Origin of the sequence: Psychromonas ingrahamii 37, assembly GCF_000015285.1 — a bacterium.
Lineage (GTDB): Bacteria > Pseudomonadota > Gammaproteobacteria > Enterobacterales > Psychromonadaceae > Psychromonas > Psychromonas ingrahamii.
Genome location: NC_008709.1, coordinates 2192348 through 2208233 on the forward strand (window position 1 = coordinate 2192348; position 15886 = coordinate 2208233).

General features: G+C 40.1%; 13 protein-coding genes. 9 read left to right on the forward strand and 4 right to left on the reverse strand.

Annotation, left to right across the window (positions count from 1 at the left end; genetic code table 11):
• Positions 1-125: 125 nt before the first annotated feature.
• On the reverse strand, positions 126-1427 hold the full coding sequence (locus tag PING_RS09420) for a DEAD/DEAH box helicase (protein ID WP_011770144.1): 1302 nt from the start codon (positions 1425-1427) through the stop codon (positions 126-128).
• Between the two features lie 287 nt (positions 1428-1714).
• Between PING_RS09420 and PING_RS09425 the strand changes: the two genes are divergently transcribed.
• Positions 1715-2290: a nucleoside deaminase gene (locus PING_RS09425; RefSeq protein ID WP_011770145.1), complete on the forward strand. Its 576-nt coding sequence runs from the start codon at positions 1715-1717 to the stop codon at positions 2288-2290.
• A gap of 322 nt (positions 2291-2612) precedes the next feature.
• On the opposite strand, the gene PING_RS09430 is transcribed toward PING_RS09425, so the two are convergent.
• Entirely contained in the window at positions 2613-3587 is a 975-nt protein-coding gene (locus tag PING_RS09430) for a Gfo/Idh/MocA family protein (RefSeq protein WP_011770146.1), read from the reverse strand.
• Between the two features lie 95 nt (positions 3588-3682).
• On the opposite strand from PING_RS09430, the gene PING_RS09435 reads away from it, so the two are divergent.
• The 3 genes from PING_RS09435 to PING_RS09445 all read left to right on the forward strand — a co-directional run bounded on the left by PING_RS09435 (position 3683) and on the right by PING_RS09445 (position 7227).
• Positions 3683-5869, forward strand: a complete 2187-nt coding sequence (locus PING_RS09435) for a Tex family protein (protein WP_011770147.1) — start codon at positions 3683-3685, stop codon at positions 5867-5869.
• Between the two features lie 8 nt (positions 5870-5877).
• Positions 5878-6585, forward strand: coding sequence for a tRNA (adenine(22)-N(1))-methyltransferase (locus tag PING_RS09440; RefSeq protein WP_011770148.1), 708 nt, complete (start codon positions 5878-5880; stop codon positions 6583-6585).
• A 99-nt stretch (positions 6586-6684) separates the two neighbouring features.
• Entirely contained in the window at positions 6685-7227 is a 543-nt protein-coding gene (locus PING_RS09445) for an NUDIX hydrolase (protein ID WP_041766314.1), read from the forward strand.
• 21 nt (positions 7228-7248) lie between these two features.
• Here the strand turns inward: PING_RS09445 and PING_RS09450 are convergent, their stop codons facing one another.
• Positions 7249-7911 (reverse strand): DUF2913 family protein, encoded by a 663-nt coding sequence (locus PING_RS09450; RefSeq protein WP_011770150.1) that lies wholly within the window; start codon positions 7909-7911, stop codon positions 7249-7251.
• Positions 7912-8367: 456 nt separating this feature from the next.
• Between PING_RS09450 and PING_RS09455 the strand changes: the two genes are divergently transcribed.
• Together PING_RS09455 and PING_RS09460 are read left to right on the forward strand one after the other, a co-directional pair.
• Complete coding sequence (locus PING_RS09455; protein WP_011770151.1) at positions 8368-9168, forward strand: potassium channel family protein; 801 nt, start codon at positions 8368-8370, stop codon at positions 9166-9168.
• Positions 9169-9431: 263 nt separating this feature from the next.
• Positions 9432-10403 (forward strand): IS30 family transposase, encoded by a 972-nt coding sequence (locus PING_RS09460; protein WP_041766316.1) that lies wholly within the window; start codon positions 9432-9434, stop codon positions 10401-10403.
• Between the two features lie 92 nt (positions 10404-10495).
• Here PING_RS09460 and PING_RS09465 read toward each other — a convergent pair whose 3' ends face one another.
• Complete coding sequence (locus tag PING_RS09465) at positions 10496-11437, reverse strand: metallophosphoesterase (RefSeq protein WP_011770153.1); 942 nt, start codon at positions 11435-11437, stop codon at positions 10496-10498.
• A 934-nt stretch (positions 11438-12371) separates the two neighbouring features.
• Here PING_RS09465 and PING_RS09470 point away from each other — a divergent pair.
• The 3 genes from PING_RS09470 (at position 12372) to PING_RS09480 (ending at position 15863) form a co-directional block, all read left to right on the forward strand.
• Positions 12372-12980: a hypothetical protein gene (locus PING_RS09470; protein ID WP_011770154.1), complete on the forward strand. Its 609-nt coding sequence runs from the start codon at positions 12372-12374 to the stop codon at positions 12978-12980.
• Positions 12980-13327 (forward strand): pYEATS domain-containing protein, encoded by a 348-nt coding sequence (locus PING_RS09475; protein WP_011770155.1) that lies wholly within the window; start codon positions 12980-12982, stop codon positions 13325-13327. Before PING_RS09470 ends, PING_RS09475 begins: the two co-directional genes overlap by 1 nt.
• Before the next feature lie 1207 nt (positions 13328-14534).
• Entirely contained in the window at positions 14535-15863 is a 1329-nt protein-coding gene (locus PING_RS09480) for a YihY/virulence factor BrkB family protein (protein ID WP_011770156.1), read from the forward strand.
• Positions 15864-15886: the final 23 nt, after the last annotated feature.

Here is a 15886-nt window from a genome sequence, read left to right on the forward strand (position 1 = left end):
CCATTAAATTAAGGGAGTTTTAAATAGAGAATAGGGGGAATGATTGCTGTTAATAGTTTATTGCTAAGAGATAAGACAGAGACGCTTAGTGCCTCTGTCTTATTTTATTATATTGTTATCTTGTCTTATCTTTGCTTTTTATTTTTGTTCTTTTCTCTGCGAATGGCCGCAGGTGTATTTTTTGCTCTTTGGATCTCAAGCATTTTATTGCGCTCTTGCGTTGCTTTGTAACGACTTTTTTTCAGCGGTTTGTCACTAGATTGCTCATAATAGCCGGGCAGGGAGCTATCAATCTCATAACCCGGATACACAATGCGTTCAAACTTACGGCCAATTAGCGTTTCGATATTATCTAAAAATTGCTCATCTTTCGGGCTGACTAATGATACCGCTGTACCACTTTTACCTGCCCGCGCTGTACGGCCAATACGATGAATATAATCTTCAGCTAAAAATGGAAGATGGAAGTTGACCACGTAGGGTAAATCAGGAATATCAAGGCCACGTGCTGCCACATCTGTCGCCACTAACACACGGACACTGCCTTCAGTAAACTTTTGGATCGCTTGATTACGTGCGCCTTGGGTTTTATCTCCATGGCAAACGGCCGTTTTGATTCCGTCTAGCTGTAACTCTTTTGCTAACAGATTGGCGCTTTCTTTGGTGCCCGCAAAGACCAACACTTGTTTCCAGTTTTTAACCCCAATCAGCTCAGATAAGAGTTCATTCTTACGGGTTTCAGATACCCAATAAACCTGTTGTTTTACCTTACCAGCAGTTGAGTTCTGCGGTGAGATCTCTAATGTTTTTGGGGTGGTTAATATCTGTTTTGCTAATGTTTTAACTTTATTTGAAAAAGTGGCGGAAAACATTAAAGTCTGGTGTTTTTGTTTAATCGCTTCCATCAATTTTTGTATGTCAGTTAAGAAACCCAGGTCTAACATACGATCAGCTTCATCAAGCGTAAGATACTTAACATGGGAAAGATCGACATTTCGTAAGGTTAAGTGTTCAAGCAGACGACCCGGTGTTGCGACTAATACATCAACGCCGACTTTAAGCATTTTGGTTTGTGAGTCCATACTGCGGCCACCCGAAACAACACCGGATGTTAGCGGTAAAAACTGACTGTATTCCTTTACATTCGCTGCAACTTGGGCTGCTAATTCACGCGTAGGTGTCAGTATTAAGGCTTTAATTGTTGTATTTGTTGTTGGCTTTTCATTCGCATTTTTTGCTAATATATCCAGAATAGGCAGGGTAAAAGCCGCTGTTTTACCTGTCCCTGTTTGTGCACTTGCAAGCAGATCCGACCCGCTACGGATAATCGGAATTGCCTGCTGCTGAATCGGGGTTAAATTTTTATATCCGCAAGCTTTGACAGCTTTTAATAACTCGGCAGATAAACCTATTGCATCAACACTCATGAGATCACCATTTTTATATTTTTTTTGAAAGTTTAATTGGGCGCGAGTATAACAGTTACAAAAAAAATGGACTTAATAATATGAAATATTTTCTTAGCATTTTTTATGTAGCTTTCAGGATCTCTTTATCGTTATACTCTTGATCAAAACTACCCCGTCAGGCTCTGCAGCATAACGATTATTCGCGACTTAATGCGCTGTTGACTATCCTAAATAACAGGCGCTGGCAGAATCAACTAATTAGAGTCTTTTTCTGCGTCAGCTTACTACTTTCTTAGGAGAAAAATATGTTCTTGCAACCATCTGAAATTAGTTTTAAGTTACCTGGCTGGATAGACCTTTTTTCTCAACGCTATGTTTCAAGTACCGATCTAAATATACGCATGGCTTTTGTTATTTCAGCCGCGAAAAAGAATGTTGAGCAAGGGAGCGGGGGACCTTTTGCTGCAGCTGTCTTTGAGATCGAAACAGGCAAACTGGTTTCCCTTGGTGTTAACTTAGTGACAACACAGGGTTTGTCTATTCTGCATGCGGAAATAGTCGCGCTAGTCGCTGCTCAAAGGAAGCTTCGCACCTATGATCTCGCCATTACCCGGCATGAATTAGTCACCAGCGCGGAGCCCTGTGCAATGTGCCTAGGCGCTATTTCATGGTCAGGAGTGTGCCATGTTGCAACAGCCGCGACAGATCAAGACGTAAGCGCTATTGGCTTTGATGAAGGCCCGAAACCAAACAATTGGATTAAATCCTTAAAGGCCAGAGGAATAAAGGTGAGTACAAATATTCAACGAGAATTTTCCTGCTCAGTTTTACAGTTATATATTATAAATAATGGCTGTATTTATAATTCAGGGAAAAGTTAATAAGTGCATTCAATCGTTCGTACTGACCTCGCGACTCATTTTTTCATGATCTGAAACCTGATCAATATTTAGAGTATTCCAGAGCCTGACCGATAATCCATTAATGATTCACAGTGTCAGAATAGTTGCAATAAAAGTGATTGAAGCTTCTGGTAATGACAATCGACTTTATCAGAAGCCCTTGTGAGACAAGCACCTTGTTATTTTTGCCAATTTCATCCCTATGTAAAATATTGACCTGGATAGTTCGCACCCACAAACGGCTAAATGCTCGGCATATTTTAGTTTTTTATGTCGGGATATAGTTTTCCAGTCTCTGCAACTATTGATTGTCCGCCGGGAATTTAACACCCGTTAAACGGCGAATTTCGGTAATAACAGCTGAGGTTATTTTAGAGCGTTCAACGCTTTGTAAATCCATTTTTCCCTGTTTAATTTGTTGGGCAAAAAAACTGGCTTCGTAGCTCATGCTGTTTTCGTGCTGATCCTGCGTTAAATCGGTGACAATGTCAGTTATTAAAGTGACCTCTGTACATTCAGAGACCTGTTTAATCAATAAATTACCTTGTTCACCTTGTATTTCGCTTAGTAAGTCTGAACGACTTATTTTTGAATGGTCAATAGTGACCGAAAAATCGCCATAGTTTAGCAGAACAGCGCCACAACCATCTACGCCGGAATTGAGTAAAACCGCATCGGCTTGAATATGCTGCGGTTTACCAAACAGGGCAATAGTAAAAGCCACGCAGTAATAACCAATATCCATAATTGAGCCGTTAGAAAAATACGGGTTAAAGGTATTTGGATTTTCACCATTGAGATATTTTTGGTAACGGGAGGAATATTGGCAGTAATTAATATGCGCTTTACGTAATTTACCGATTTTAGAGAGATTATTTTTTATTTGTGCAAAATTTGGCAAATAAGCTGTCTTATAGGCTTCAAACAAAATAACATTGTTTGCAGTCGCCGCTTGATAAAGTGCATCAACCTCCTGGATATTGGACGCTAAGGGTTTTTCACAAATAACATGTTTACCCTTTTCCAACATCAATAAAGCATGTTCAAAGTGTAAAGCATTCGGGCTGGCAATATAAACCGCATCAATATCGTCACATTGACTTAATGCCTGCAGGTCATCAAAGCACTGTTGCACGTTAAATTTACCGGCAAAGTTTTGTGCTGTCTTTAAGGTGCGGGAATAAACGGCTGTTAAGTTCAGGTCATTATTAACTAATGTCCCGTTAATAAACTTTTCAGTTATCCAGTTGCTACCGATAACGGCAAAATTAATCATGTTATCATCCTAATAGAGGGTCATTAAGCTCAATATAACGCAAAAGATCAGCAGGCCATAATGATGATATAAATAACACAACTAAAAAGATAATTATGAAAACAACGACACCGCCAGTTAGTCAACAGCTTGCAAATGAAGTTAATCTTCCACTTATGCAAGTTAACGCCTTTATTACACTCTATGACGATGGTAATACCGTGCCTTTTATTGCCCGTTATCGCAAAGAGGTAACCCAAGGCCTGGATGATATTCAACTGCGCCTGCTGGAGACGCGCTTAATTTATTTGCGTGAATTAGATATTCGTCGTCAGAGTATTCTGAAAGCCATTGTTGCATTGGGGAAATTAACCCCGGATTTAAACCTTAAAATTAAGCAGTGTAATAATAAAAGTACACTTGAAGATCTTTATCTGCCCTATAAGAGTAAACGCGTCAGTAAAGGCGAATTAGCGATTGAAGCGGGTCTTGAACCCCTTGCGGATAAATTGTGGATGCAGGCTGATGGTGATGCAAATATTCTAGGCAAGCAGTATATTAACCCAAAAAAAGGGGTTTCTGATATTGAAAGCGTCTTAGAGGGTGCCCTCTCTATTTGCATGGAACGCATTGTTAACGATCCGCAATTGCTTGGAAAACTGCGTCATTATCTCTCGGCCAATGCCGCTTTTGAATGCAAAGTAGCGAAGGGTAAAGAAGAGCAAGCGGTTAAATATAAAGACTATTTTGATTATCAGGAACCTCTGCATAAAATTCCTGCACACCGATTTTTAGCCATCCTGCGTGGTAAAAAAGAGGGGCTGCTTAAACTTGATCTAAATGCCGATCCCAAACAGGATAAAAAAACCAAATCATCCTATTGTGAAAGTTTAATCGCCCATCATTTAGGTTTTTCCTGGTTGCAGTTGCCGGCCAATAATTGGCGCAAAAAAGTGATTCAAAAAGCCTGGAAGGGCAAATTAGCCGGGCAGTTGGAAACGCAGTTAATCACACGCTTAAAAGATGATGCCCATGAAAATGCCATGGATAATTTTGCGTCTAATTTAAAAGCGCTGTTAATGGCCGCGCCCGCAGGGCCCAAAGTGACCTTAGGGTTAGATCCTGGCTTGCGCACAGGCTGCAAATTAGCCGTCGTTGATAGTACCGGTAAGCTACTGGCTTATCAGACTATCTACCCGCATCAACCGGTTAATAAAACCCAACAGGCAGCACAGGAAATGCTTAAATTAATTAAAGAATTTAAGGTAGAACTGATCGCCATTGGCAATGGTACGGCATCGCGGGAATCCGATGATTTTATCCGCGATACCTTAGCGCAGCAGAATCTGGAGGTAAGCACGGTTATCGTCAGTGAAGCCGGCGCATCGGTTTATTCGGCCTCAGAGCTTGCATCTCTCGAGTTTCCTGATATCGATGTTTCGATTAGAGGAGCGGTTTCCATTGCCCGGCGATTGCAGGATCCTTTAGCTGAGCTGGTTAAAATAGATGCCAAAGCGATCGGTGTAGGCTTATATCAGCACGACGTTAACCAAAGCAGTTTAAGCCAGCGTTTGGGCAGTGTGGTCGAAGATTGTGTTAATTCCGTGGGAGTCGATTTAAACAGTGCCTCTGTCTCTTTACTTGCACGTGTGGCTGGATTGAATCAAACGATTGCTAAAAATATCGTCAGTTATCGTGACCTGAATGGTGCCTTTAAGTCGCGCCAAGCGCTGCAAAAAGTCTCGCGCTTAGGCGATAAAGCTTATCAGCAAAGTGCCGGGTTTTTACGGATAAATAATGCGCTTAATCCCCTTGATAATTCTGCCGTTCATCCTGAAGCTTATAATCTGGTCAAACGTATTGCGGCGCAGGAAGGGGTTAAAGTGCAGCAGTTATTAAATAATTCAGATTTGTTAAATTCGCTTGATGCACAGAACTATGCCGATCAGACCTTTGGTGTTATCAGTGTCCGAGAAATTGTTAAAGAGCTTGCCAAGCCTAAACGCGATCCCAGACCGGATTTTCAGCGGGTCGATTTTGCAAAAAACATTAATAAAATTTCGGATTTACAGGAAGGTATGCTGCTGCAGGGGGTTATTTCTAATGTGACCAATTTTGGCGCATTTGTTGATATAGGCGTCCATCAGGATGGACTCGTGCATATCTCCCAACTTGCCGATAATTTTGTCAGTGATCCCTTCGCCATTGTGAAAGTCGGGCAGTTGGTTAATGTCCGGGTTGTTGAGATTGACGTACAAAGAAAACGCATTGCACTGAGCATGCGCCTTGCAGTTAAAGCCTGATAAAACAGATGAATTATAAGATTAAAATGAGTCGCCGTTTACAACAAATCGACGCTATGATAAGTCAATCTTACCAGCATATTTGGGATTGCTGTTGTGATCACGGTTTTCTCGGGTTAAGCCTGTTAAAGCGGCAGGCCGCCGATACGGTGCACTTTGTGGATATTGTGCCGGCGTTACTGAGACAATTAGAATCAGACTTAAAAATCCATTATGGGCAGGTGCAAAACAGAAGCCGATGGAATGTGCACTGCAGCGATGTTATAAATTTACCCCTGACGAGCGTCTCTGAAAACCCGGAGAGTGATAAACACTTAATTATTATTGCAGGTGTTGGGGGAGAGCTGAGCATTGAGCTAATGACGGCTATTTTAAGCCAGTTTTCAAATTACCCGTTAGAGTTTATTTTGTGCCCCGTTCATCATAATTATAAAGTGCGTGAATTTTTAATCAGCAGGCAGTTAGGTTTGATCGCTGAAAGTCTGATTATTGAAAATAAACGCGGTTATGAAATATTGCACGTAGCCTTAAATGTGACTGAGCCTATTACTAGGGTGGGTTCAAAAATGTGGGATTTTTCACAGAAAGAGCATATTGATTATCTGCAGAAGAGCATTAAACATTACCAGCGCATTGCCAAAAATCCCCAGCAGGATGTGCAGGCGATTATTACTCAGTATCAAAGCTTACGCACACCTATTGATTCTGCGTATTGACCGTTATTCAGGCAGTACCGTTAAATGATATCAAAAGTTCCTTCTAACCCGAAGCTTCTATTGATACTATCATCGGCCAAATTACCCCAGAGTCTTATTATGCGCTTGTTAAAAACCACCATTCACCCAGATATCGCTTCATTAAATAAAAGTACATTTTTGCGTAATGCCGCCCGGGCAATTGTATTAAAAGGTGATATGATTTTAATGCTTTATACCGCCCGTTACCACGATTACACCCTGCCTGGTGGGGGTGTTGATAAAGAGGAAGGCTTGGTTGAAGGATTAGTACGCGAGCTGCAGGAGGAAACTGGGGCACAAAATATACGTGGAATACAAGCGTTTGGTTTATACGAAGAATTCCGCCCCTGGCATAAAGACGGTTTTGAAATCATGCACATGAAATCATATTGTTATATTTGTGATATTGATACAAAATTAGGTGTAACAAATTATGAAGATTATGAAATAAGAAACGGCATGAAGCCGGTTTGGTTAAATATTTATGATGCAATAAAACATAACCAACAAACGCTATTAAACAGTGATAAAAAAGGATTATCTGTCGAGCGTGAAACCTTTTTATTACAATTAATTGCCGCTGAGTTACTGGCAGAAAAACAGCAGGTTAACGCGAATTAACCCGCTGCAAATAAGAAGTAATTAAGATTTTTCGCTGTTGTTTTCAGGGAATTCAGGTAAAGATCTGCCATCGTTATTTGGATAAACGATAAACTCGCCGTGATATTTCACTTTAGATTTATAATCGGTTATTTTATGTAAAAGCAGATCCTGTGCGAACGCAAGATCAATAATCTTGGGAAGAGTACCTCGGATATATAAAGAGATCGGCTTGATTAACGTTCCTTGCTCATCAAAACAATCGAGCAGTTGCTGTGCACAAACGATTAATGACTCTTTGCCGCCACTGTGTCGGTTAAGTCTTTCCCCAACCGGTAAATCAGTTGTCACCAACCATTGATCTTCTTCAAGCCCGGCGAAAAGTTTTTCCAGTTGGCTTTTATTGACGGGGCGAACCTCTTTTTGCTCATCCATCACTTCGCTGTAACACTTTTCTAAATAAGTAAACTGTCGTTTTAGTCCTGCGTTTTTGCCAAGACTGCGCGCTTGTCTTTGCCAAACCTGCAAAGTAGGGGCAACAATAGCGTCAAAACGTTTCTTTTTCATGGCAGTTGTAATCCAAGCGCCTAAATAATGTGCTTCACTCAGCGGGTTATGGGGTGTTCTACCAGAATCATGAGAATCAGATAATTCAGTTAAAGCGGTGGTAATCAGTTTGTAAATTTCAGTGGAGAATTGAATCATATGATTCCTTATTGGTTTATCTATTCGAATGAAGTTTTAAAGCATTATATAGTCAAATGGATCACAAATATAATATTCAATTTTTTAATGAAAAGGGATAAATATTAGCGATAGCTTTGAGTGAATAATATTCTCACCATCGGGGGTAACCTTATGTGCTTATTTCCCCCGATTAAGCTCAACCATTAATGTGGCTGAGTTCACGACTTGTGCTTAAATGCAGCTTCATGCCTGTTTTTTGTTTTTTTATGTTAATAATCATGATGTAATCGGTAAGAAATCCGAACATTTTATTGCGCTAATAGTCTGTGATTTACCGTGCTGCTTTTGGCTAACCTGCTGCTAATGACAGGAGGGAGGATAGTGAAGTTCAGCATGATAGAGACTTATATCTATACTGGATGCATCTCCCTTTTCTCGTCCACCGTTAGCTTTTATTTAAGAATAAGGTAATTTATGACTGATAAGCCCTCTCAGACCGGCTTTGGGCAACAACTTCGTAAGCAAATTGATTTTCTCTATAATGGAGCGAGCACAAGGGCGCGCAATTTTCGTTGGGGGTTACTCGCCTTTGATGGTATGACTATCCTTTATTTCGTCGTAGGCTCATTTTTTCCGAGTCTGCATAGTCAGTATCTGCTGGAGCAGGGCATTGGTATTATCTATCTGCTCGAATTTTGTGCCCGCCTGTCTATCAGCAAAAAACGACTTCGAGATATCTTTCATCCGGTGGGATTGGCTGATTTGATAGTCATTGCCTCATTGCTGGTTCCCTCGCTGTTGGGTAATTTAAGTTTTCTGCGCGTCTTACGCTCACTGCGATTACTGCGCTCTTACCGCATGCTTAAAAATCTGCGTGGGCAATCAACTTTTGTTCGTTTACATGAAGATATCATTTTCAGCATCGTTAACCTGTTGGTATTTATTTTTGTCATTACCGCGATCGTCTATGTCAGTCAGGTAGGCGTCAACCCTGACATAAAAAGTTATGTCGATGCCTTGTATTTTACTATCTCGACGTTAACAACAACCGGTTTTGGTGACATCACGCTAATCGGTACCAGCGGGCATCTTCTGGCGGTGCTGATCATGATTTTCGGTATTTCTCTGTTCTTGCGCCTGATTCAAACTATTTTCCGGCCTGAGAAAATACCCTATGAATGTCCTACCTGCGGGCTAAATCGTCACGATATTGATGCTGTCCATTGCAAACATTGCGGGCAGGTGTTACGCATCACCACTGAAGGCAGTAATTAGTTATTATATTAATCTCTTATCTTCACCTATTATTGCGAACACTCCTTACCATTCATAACCTGTTGGCCTTCAACGAGCCAAGCGGTAATGAGTTTGCCGTATGGTCTGAAGTGTGTGCATAATCGCCTAACCCTTCATTTTCCTCTGCCAAGGATGATAAATAACTTCTTCGATTCAAATAATAAGTGCATAACTTGAATAGGTAGAAAAAACGGTCAGCTGACTATATGCTAATCGCTTTTTCTCCGGCAAGAGATGCAACAATGAAAACATATAACCAACTGACCTACGAACAACGATGCCAGATTTATGCCTTAAAGAAAACAGGTTTGAGTCAAAATAAAATAGCAAAGCAACTAAGTGTTAGCCAATCAACGATTAGCAGGGAGTTGTCCCGTAATACAGGTAAGCGTGGTTATCGTATTCAGCAAGCTCAAATATCATCAGATAAGCGTCGATTAGCCGCTTGTAAAGCCATTAAAATGACAACAAGTCTCATTGAGTTAATTGACTCCAGAATTAAAGAAAAATGGAGTCCAGAGCAGATATCAGGCAGGCTTAGAGAGCAACAAAGCATCAATATTAGCCATGAAACCATTTATCAGCATGTTTGGTCAGATAAAAAAAGTGGCGGTAACTTATTCAAAAAATTACGTAGGAAAGGAAAAATTTACCAAACACGCAATAAAGATAAGCAAGCAGGTAGAGGGTTTATAAAGAACCGCATAAGTATTGATGAGCGCCCACAAGTTGTTGATGATAAAAGCAGAATGGGTGATTGGGAAATCGACCTGGTTATTGGCAAAGGACACAGTGGCGCGTTGGTCACTATTGTAGAGCGGAAAACTAGCTTTACGGTGTCGACACGTGTAGATGACAAATCAGCGAAAACAGTCACAGCAGCGACCATTGCTTTGTTAAAACCGTTTGAAGATTCCGTGATAACGATCACTGCGGATAATGGTAAAGAATTTGCTTATCATGAAGAAATGACTGAGAGTTTGAAATGTGATGTGTATTTTGCAGATCCTTATTGTTCGTGGCAACGAGGATTGAATGAAAACACCAATGGTCTATTACGACAATATTGGCCGAAATCAACAGACTTCAAAAAAGTATCGCAATCAGAAGTTCAAGATGTAATAGTCAAACTCAATGATAGACCAAGAAAAAAAATAAATTACAAAACGCCAGCCAAATTAATGGCTGAACATAGAGTGGCTATAGCCGCTTAGTGGTTATGCACTTCAAAGTTGAATCTGCCCTTTACTGAATTCCAGCGTTTACTATAAGAATAAAAAACAAGCTAAAATGCTCAGTGCATTGCTTAATCTTTGCAGATAAGTGTATGTAGCGTAATTTCAGGCAGGCAGTTTATGCGTACATTCACGATAGAAGTTCCCGAGCCTACCGATGTATAACCTTGCAATTTATGATAGTGCCATGCCCCTTTGCCCACAAAACGCGGACAGTCAGAGTCTAGTATAAGAGGAATGCCACCCGGTAAACATATTTGCCCACCATGAGTGTGCCCGGACAAAAGCAAATCAAAGCCCACTTCTGCTGCCTGCTTATAGACGGCGGGGGTATGAGACAAAAGGATACCGGGTATGCTCTCAGTCATGCCGTTTGCCGCTTTAGGAATATCGTCAGCACAAAAGTAATGCGCATCATCAATACCAGCAAGAAACAGCGTCCCTTGCCCGCGTTTAATCAGTGTATTTTCATTGACCAGCACTTGAATTCCCATCTCCTCTAAGGCAGGCACCATTGTTATACTGTCATGGTTGCCCAATACAGCGTAGACAGGTTTTTTTAGTTGTGCTCTCAATCGCGCCATGGCAGCCATTGCCTTATCTATCTCCCCGTATGTGCGTGCACGGTAATCCCCGGTCATAACACAGATATCATAATTTACCTCTCTCACTCGCTCCATCAATGCCATTGTTGCTTGAGCATCCATATCAAGATGCATGTCGCTAAGATGAAGAAGAGTGAAATCTTGAAGCTCTGGATGCAGATGCTCGAGTTTAATACTGTTATGGCGAAGCTGAATATTTATGGCATTGCGCTGCCCTTTTTGATGCATCAAGCATAGGCGCAGGGTATTTTTGATAATTGAATGTGCGGAGTAGAAATTCTCAATATGAAAAAAATTACGACCCCATCCAAAGACTTGCGCGGTGTGTGCCTCTTCGCTTGCAACTCGCTGTTTGCTAACTGTGGCACCAAGTCGCTTTTCTAGCGCTGCCAATATATTGTTACTCATATGGATAAAGTTCCTTTTTCTGCGAGTTAAGCGATCATCAATAAATAGCCACCACTGAAGTATAAATTAGGTGTTTTATTAAATATATTGTAGCGAATCGCCAAAACTTAGAGTCATGGGCTTTGCACTGTAAAGTGTGCTTAAGTTAAGGTCATGACAGAGTAAACCATAGGTTGCTGTTTCAATCTTGGGCGAGGTGAAATCATCATTAAAAGCGCTGACCTTGTTGGCTGAAAGCCAAGGCAATAGGATCAATAGACATAACAACATATTGAATACATAGAATTTTTTTGACGGATCACCCAGAAAAAAATTGGCTATTCAGCCTTTGTACAGGAATTTATCCATAAAGCGATTAGAATCGCTTAAAATTAGAGGTAGGGCATCATACATAGATAGCTCGTTCGTTCCATCAGAATAAAGCCAACATCATAATAAACCATCTAAGGTTGTTGTTGCGATTGCCAGACAGGCCAACAAAGAAGATAGCTGTACCGGCAGATTCTATCGCTGCCATCGATGGCGCTGCCCCTTCAGGACTGTTAAAACTGCAAAATCATCAATAGTGTCTTCTTTCATTTTTAAGCTCTTCAGCCTAAAGTTAAGGATGTAATGTGCTTAAACTCCTTTCTTGCAAATCTTATAGATAGCGGGTGCTACGGCAATTCCTGAGCATGCGTTATAAAACGGAGTATATCTGCTGGTTCGAGCGTTTTGTTAAAAACACAATCTGTAGAGCAAACCAATATTCGTAACCAATATAAGCAGGTCCCACTTATTTATAATAAAGGTAACTCTATGAATAAGTGGGACGGTTAAATGATAAGTCGCAGCATGCGGACTCGATACAGTTGTTGTGGTTTTTGTTAAAAAAAGCACCAACCTACGCACCAGTATTTGAGGTCAGCCAAAATAATATGGAGATAATCATGCTATGAATGCTCATGAGTTTGTATCGCTGAAAGCGCGATCAAAAGAAGCATGGATAAAGATGGAGCGCTGGCGATTAGCCTATCGCTCTGATCATAAGTCCATTGGTAATCGTGCGAATTATCTAAAATGGGGAACCGTTATAAGTGGTGTTTTAACCGGTGCCTCATCACTCTCATTTCTTGGCGAAGACCCAACTAAATATATAACCGGCATCGCGGGATTTATGACTGGCGTGCTTGCTGTTATGGATAAAGTATTTCAATGGGAGTCCAACGCCAATGAAGCGTGGAGAAGTTCCAAGTTGTTAGAAGATTTACAGTCAGATTTATACCAGTATTTATGGTCTGTTAGCGCTAGCAAGCTAATAGAGAGTCCGGAAAGTTATCTTGCAAAAATAAATAACAAGTTAATTTCATACACTTCATTACCCTGTACAGATCCAGATCAATTTTTAGAAGCAGCGGAAGAAGCATCAAAACGGTTTAATTTTGAGAACATGGTAATGATAGATCACGCAGTGCCCGATGAACCCGATGACGATGACCCACTTCCAGAGGAAGTTGATGGCATTGATGGTTTTCAACCCGTTATCGATGGAGGAGATTTCTAATGCAGTACACAATAAAAAGCAATGTGATTAGAAATATCGATGGGAAAATAAAATATAAGCAATTCAATGAGAAAGGTAAAATGCACTTTCATCTTGGAGTATGGGTTGATGCACCAGAGAGAGAGCTAGATGAAATTGAGTTTGTTGAATATGCGCTGCATCCAACGTTTAAAAAACAAAATAGGCGCTCCCTGAACAGGCTAAATAACTTCTCTATCACTTTTTGGACATGGGGCATATTCAATATTAAAGTCGCAATACACCTGCATTCAGGAGAGATTATAAATATGGATTATTATCTTGAATATACTCTGCCTTCCGAAAAAAGTGAGTATGTGCAAGTCTAAATGGCTAACAAAACCTCCAGTGGACACGGGAAAGTCTCGCCTGATCCCATCTTGTTTTAGGTACTATACCCATGATACCTCAAGATGCAAAGTCAGCAAGAAAAATTGTGCCGAGATGCCAGGCATAAAATTGAAGTCTAGTTATTCTACAGAGAGATTTTATAACAACGCAGATTGGTACAATTTTCCTTGCCCTACGGGGCGCAAGTTCGAAAACCAGCGCTGCGTTGCACCAATCGGAAAGGGAATAACCATTACCTCATGTTGCGTCTTGCTCTGGTCTCCGAGCTTGCGCCTGACAAAGCATCTTGAAGTAACATGGGTATATATTGGAATGTTAAATATATTATGACAAAAGAGGCAGAGGGAGTTGAAGCTGAAAATAAGGAGGAGCAACGCATTTTTTCCCGCAATGCCTGACACCTGGCGGGATCTGTTATCGAGCATTATTCTGAAATAATTATTCCCAAATAAATTGATATAGGCCAGCTTTTATTATGCTCTGAAAATTATTCAAAATTAGTTTTGTCAATCAATATGACCTGCTGGAAAAAGTCACTAAAAGTGTGACAGCGCTAACATTGGTTGCTACATGAATTCATGGTCGAGTTTTTTCACGCTGCCTTTTGTATATCTGCAGGTAAATATTTGTTTTTTTCTATCAACAATAACCTTAATTTTCGTTTTCATTCTGACTATTAATATTGTATAAGTGCTTAAAATAAATAATATTACAACACCTTTCTGTGTGACGATTTTAGGTGCGTGTTTTTTTCTACTGAGAGTCACACAAGAAAAATCAACAACTTGTGAGTTCGATCCTGCGTTTATTCCTTCTCAATTTATACGCCTTACTGGATAATATTGGTGGAAGAATTCAAGGTAGAAACAAAGCGTATTTCTTATGGGACGCAATCAGGCTCTTCATTCATTTCACTTGTTCATTCTCCCTATTTTTACTGTATTTCTTATTGTGTTCACCGTGCATTTTGTGTGAAGACTATCCATATATCGGGAAACGTTTTGTGCACCAGCCTCAATGGATGATTGATCGTATTTGTCAACTCAATGATATTTATCTATTAATGTGTGCGCTTATTCGATTATGTTCAATCCCAATAGCTAAAATAAAAGGTATTTATTCTCCTATACTGAGCAAATGCCTTAAGCTTCCTATTTTCTAAACTTTTATGATAAGGATCTATTAATGAAATCATTTATAACAAAGTTCATTAATTTTATTGAAACGGATATTTGGCGGATTCGGGCTAACCAGCTCTCAGGAATGAAATTGTTTGGCCTTCGTCAACTTCGTATTATCCTTTTGGCTATTCGTGGTTTTGCTGAAGATAAATGCATGCTGCGCGCCTCTGCCCTAACTTTTTTCTCTTTATTATCTATGGTCCCGGTTGCAGCGATGGCTTTTGGCATTGCCAAAGGGTTTGGCTTTGATAAAAAATTAGAAACATTATTATTTGATAACCTGCAGGGTCAGGAAGAGGTCGTTGAGAAACTGATCGGATTTTCTCAGGCGATGCTTGAAAATACCCAAGGCGGTATTATTGCCGGGATTGGTACTGTCGTATTATTTTGGGCCGTCATTAAAGTATTAGGTCAGATAGAAGAATCGTTTAATGAGATATGGGGGATTAAAAAAAGTCGAAGTTTTGCAAGAAAGTTTAGCGATTATGTCTCTATTATGTTGATTTGCCCTGTTTTATTAATTATATCTAGCAGTACCACCGTTATTATTAGTAGTCAGGTTACACTTCTGGTGGAAAAAATATCCTTTCTCGGGCCGATTGTTCCGCTTATTATTACTAGTCTTAAAATTCTGCCTTATGCTGTTATTTGGACGGTATTTACTTTTATTTATATTTTTATTCCTAATACCAAAGTAAATTTTAAGGCCGGCCTTTTAGGGGGAATTATTGCAGGGACTACCTATCAGATTGTTCAATGGATTTATATAACGTTTCAGGTGGGCGTCTTAAAATATGGTGCCATTTATGGGAGCTTTGCGGCCTTACCGCTGTTTTTAGTGTGGCTGCAGATGAGTTGGCTGATTGTCCTTCTAGGCGCAGAGGTTTCCTTTGCTGAACAAAATGTGGAAACCTATGAATTTGAACCGGATTGTCTAAAAGCCAGCCATTCATTTAAGCGATTAATTTCCTTATACATTGTTCTATTAAGTGTTAAAAATTTTTGTAAGGGAGAAAAACCCTGGCACGCCGATCAAATATCACATTTTGTGGAATTACCGATTCGGCTTGTACGTCAAATCCTTTTTGAATTAACTGAAGCAGGTCTGTTGGTTGAGGTCAAATTAAATGATGCTAATACCTTGTTTTACCAACCGGCACGCGATCCGGAATTCCTTACGATTTTTCATGTTCTGGAAGTATTAGATCAACATGGTATTGATGCTGTTCCAATTATAAATTCCAAGGAATTAAATAAACTAAAAGAAACTTTTGATAAATTTAAGACCGCTATTGAAAATTCCCCATCTAATATTGCCTTAAAGGATATTTAAGATAGGGGGCAAAAGCAGGCAGC

Excerpts from the sequence above, each read along its gene's own strand:
- PING_RS09460 (WP_041766316.1), top strand. The coding sequence starts at position 9,432 with ATGAAAACATATAACCAACTGACCTACGAACAACGATGCCAGATTTAT.
- PING_RS09425 (WP_011770145.1), top strand. The coding sequence starts at position 1,715 with ATGTTCTTGCAACCATCTGAAATTAGTTTTAAGTTACCTGGCTGGATA.
- PING_RS09435 (WP_011770147.1), top strand. The coding sequence starts at position 3,683 with ATGAAAACAACGACACCGCCAGTTAGTCAACAGCTTGCAAATGAAGTT.
- PING_RS09470 (WP_011770154.1), top strand. The coding sequence starts at position 12,372 with ATGAATGCTCATGAGTTTGTATCGCTGAAAGCGCGATCAAAAGAAGCA.
- PING_RS09455 (WP_011770151.1), top strand. The coding sequence starts at position 8,368 with ATGACTGATAAGCCCTCTCAGACCGGCTTTGGGCAACAACTTCGTAAG.
- PING_RS09440 (WP_011770148.1), top strand. The coding sequence starts at position 5,878 with ATGAATTATAAGATTAAAATGAGTCGCCGTTTACAACAAATCGACGCT.
- PING_RS09445 (WP_041766314.1), top strand. The coding sequence starts at position 6,685 with ATGCGCTTGTTAAAAACCACCATTCACCCAGATATCGCTTCATTAAAT.
- PING_RS09430 (WP_011770146.1), bottom strand. The coding sequence starts at position 3,587 with ATGATTAATTTTGCCGTTATCGGTAGCAACTGGATAACTGAAAAGTTT.
- PING_RS09480 (WP_011770156.1), top strand. The coding sequence starts at position 14,535 with ATGAAATCATTTATAACAAAGTTCATTAATTTTATTGAAACGGATATT.
- PING_RS09475 (WP_011770155.1), top strand. The coding sequence starts at position 12,980 with ATGCAGTACACAATAAAAAGCAATGTGATTAGAAATATCGATGGGAAA.
- PING_RS09450 (WP_011770150.1), bottom strand. The coding sequence starts at position 7,911 with ATGATTCAATTCTCCACTGAAATTTACAAACTGATTACCACCGCTTTA.
- PING_RS09420 (WP_011770144.1), bottom strand. The coding sequence starts at position 1,427 with ATGAGTGTTGATGCAATAGGTTTATCTGCCGAGTTATTAAAAGCTGTC.
- PING_RS09465 (WP_011770153.1), bottom strand. The coding sequence starts at position 11,437 with ATGAGTAACAATATATTGGCAGCGCTAGAAAAGCGACTTGGTGCCACA.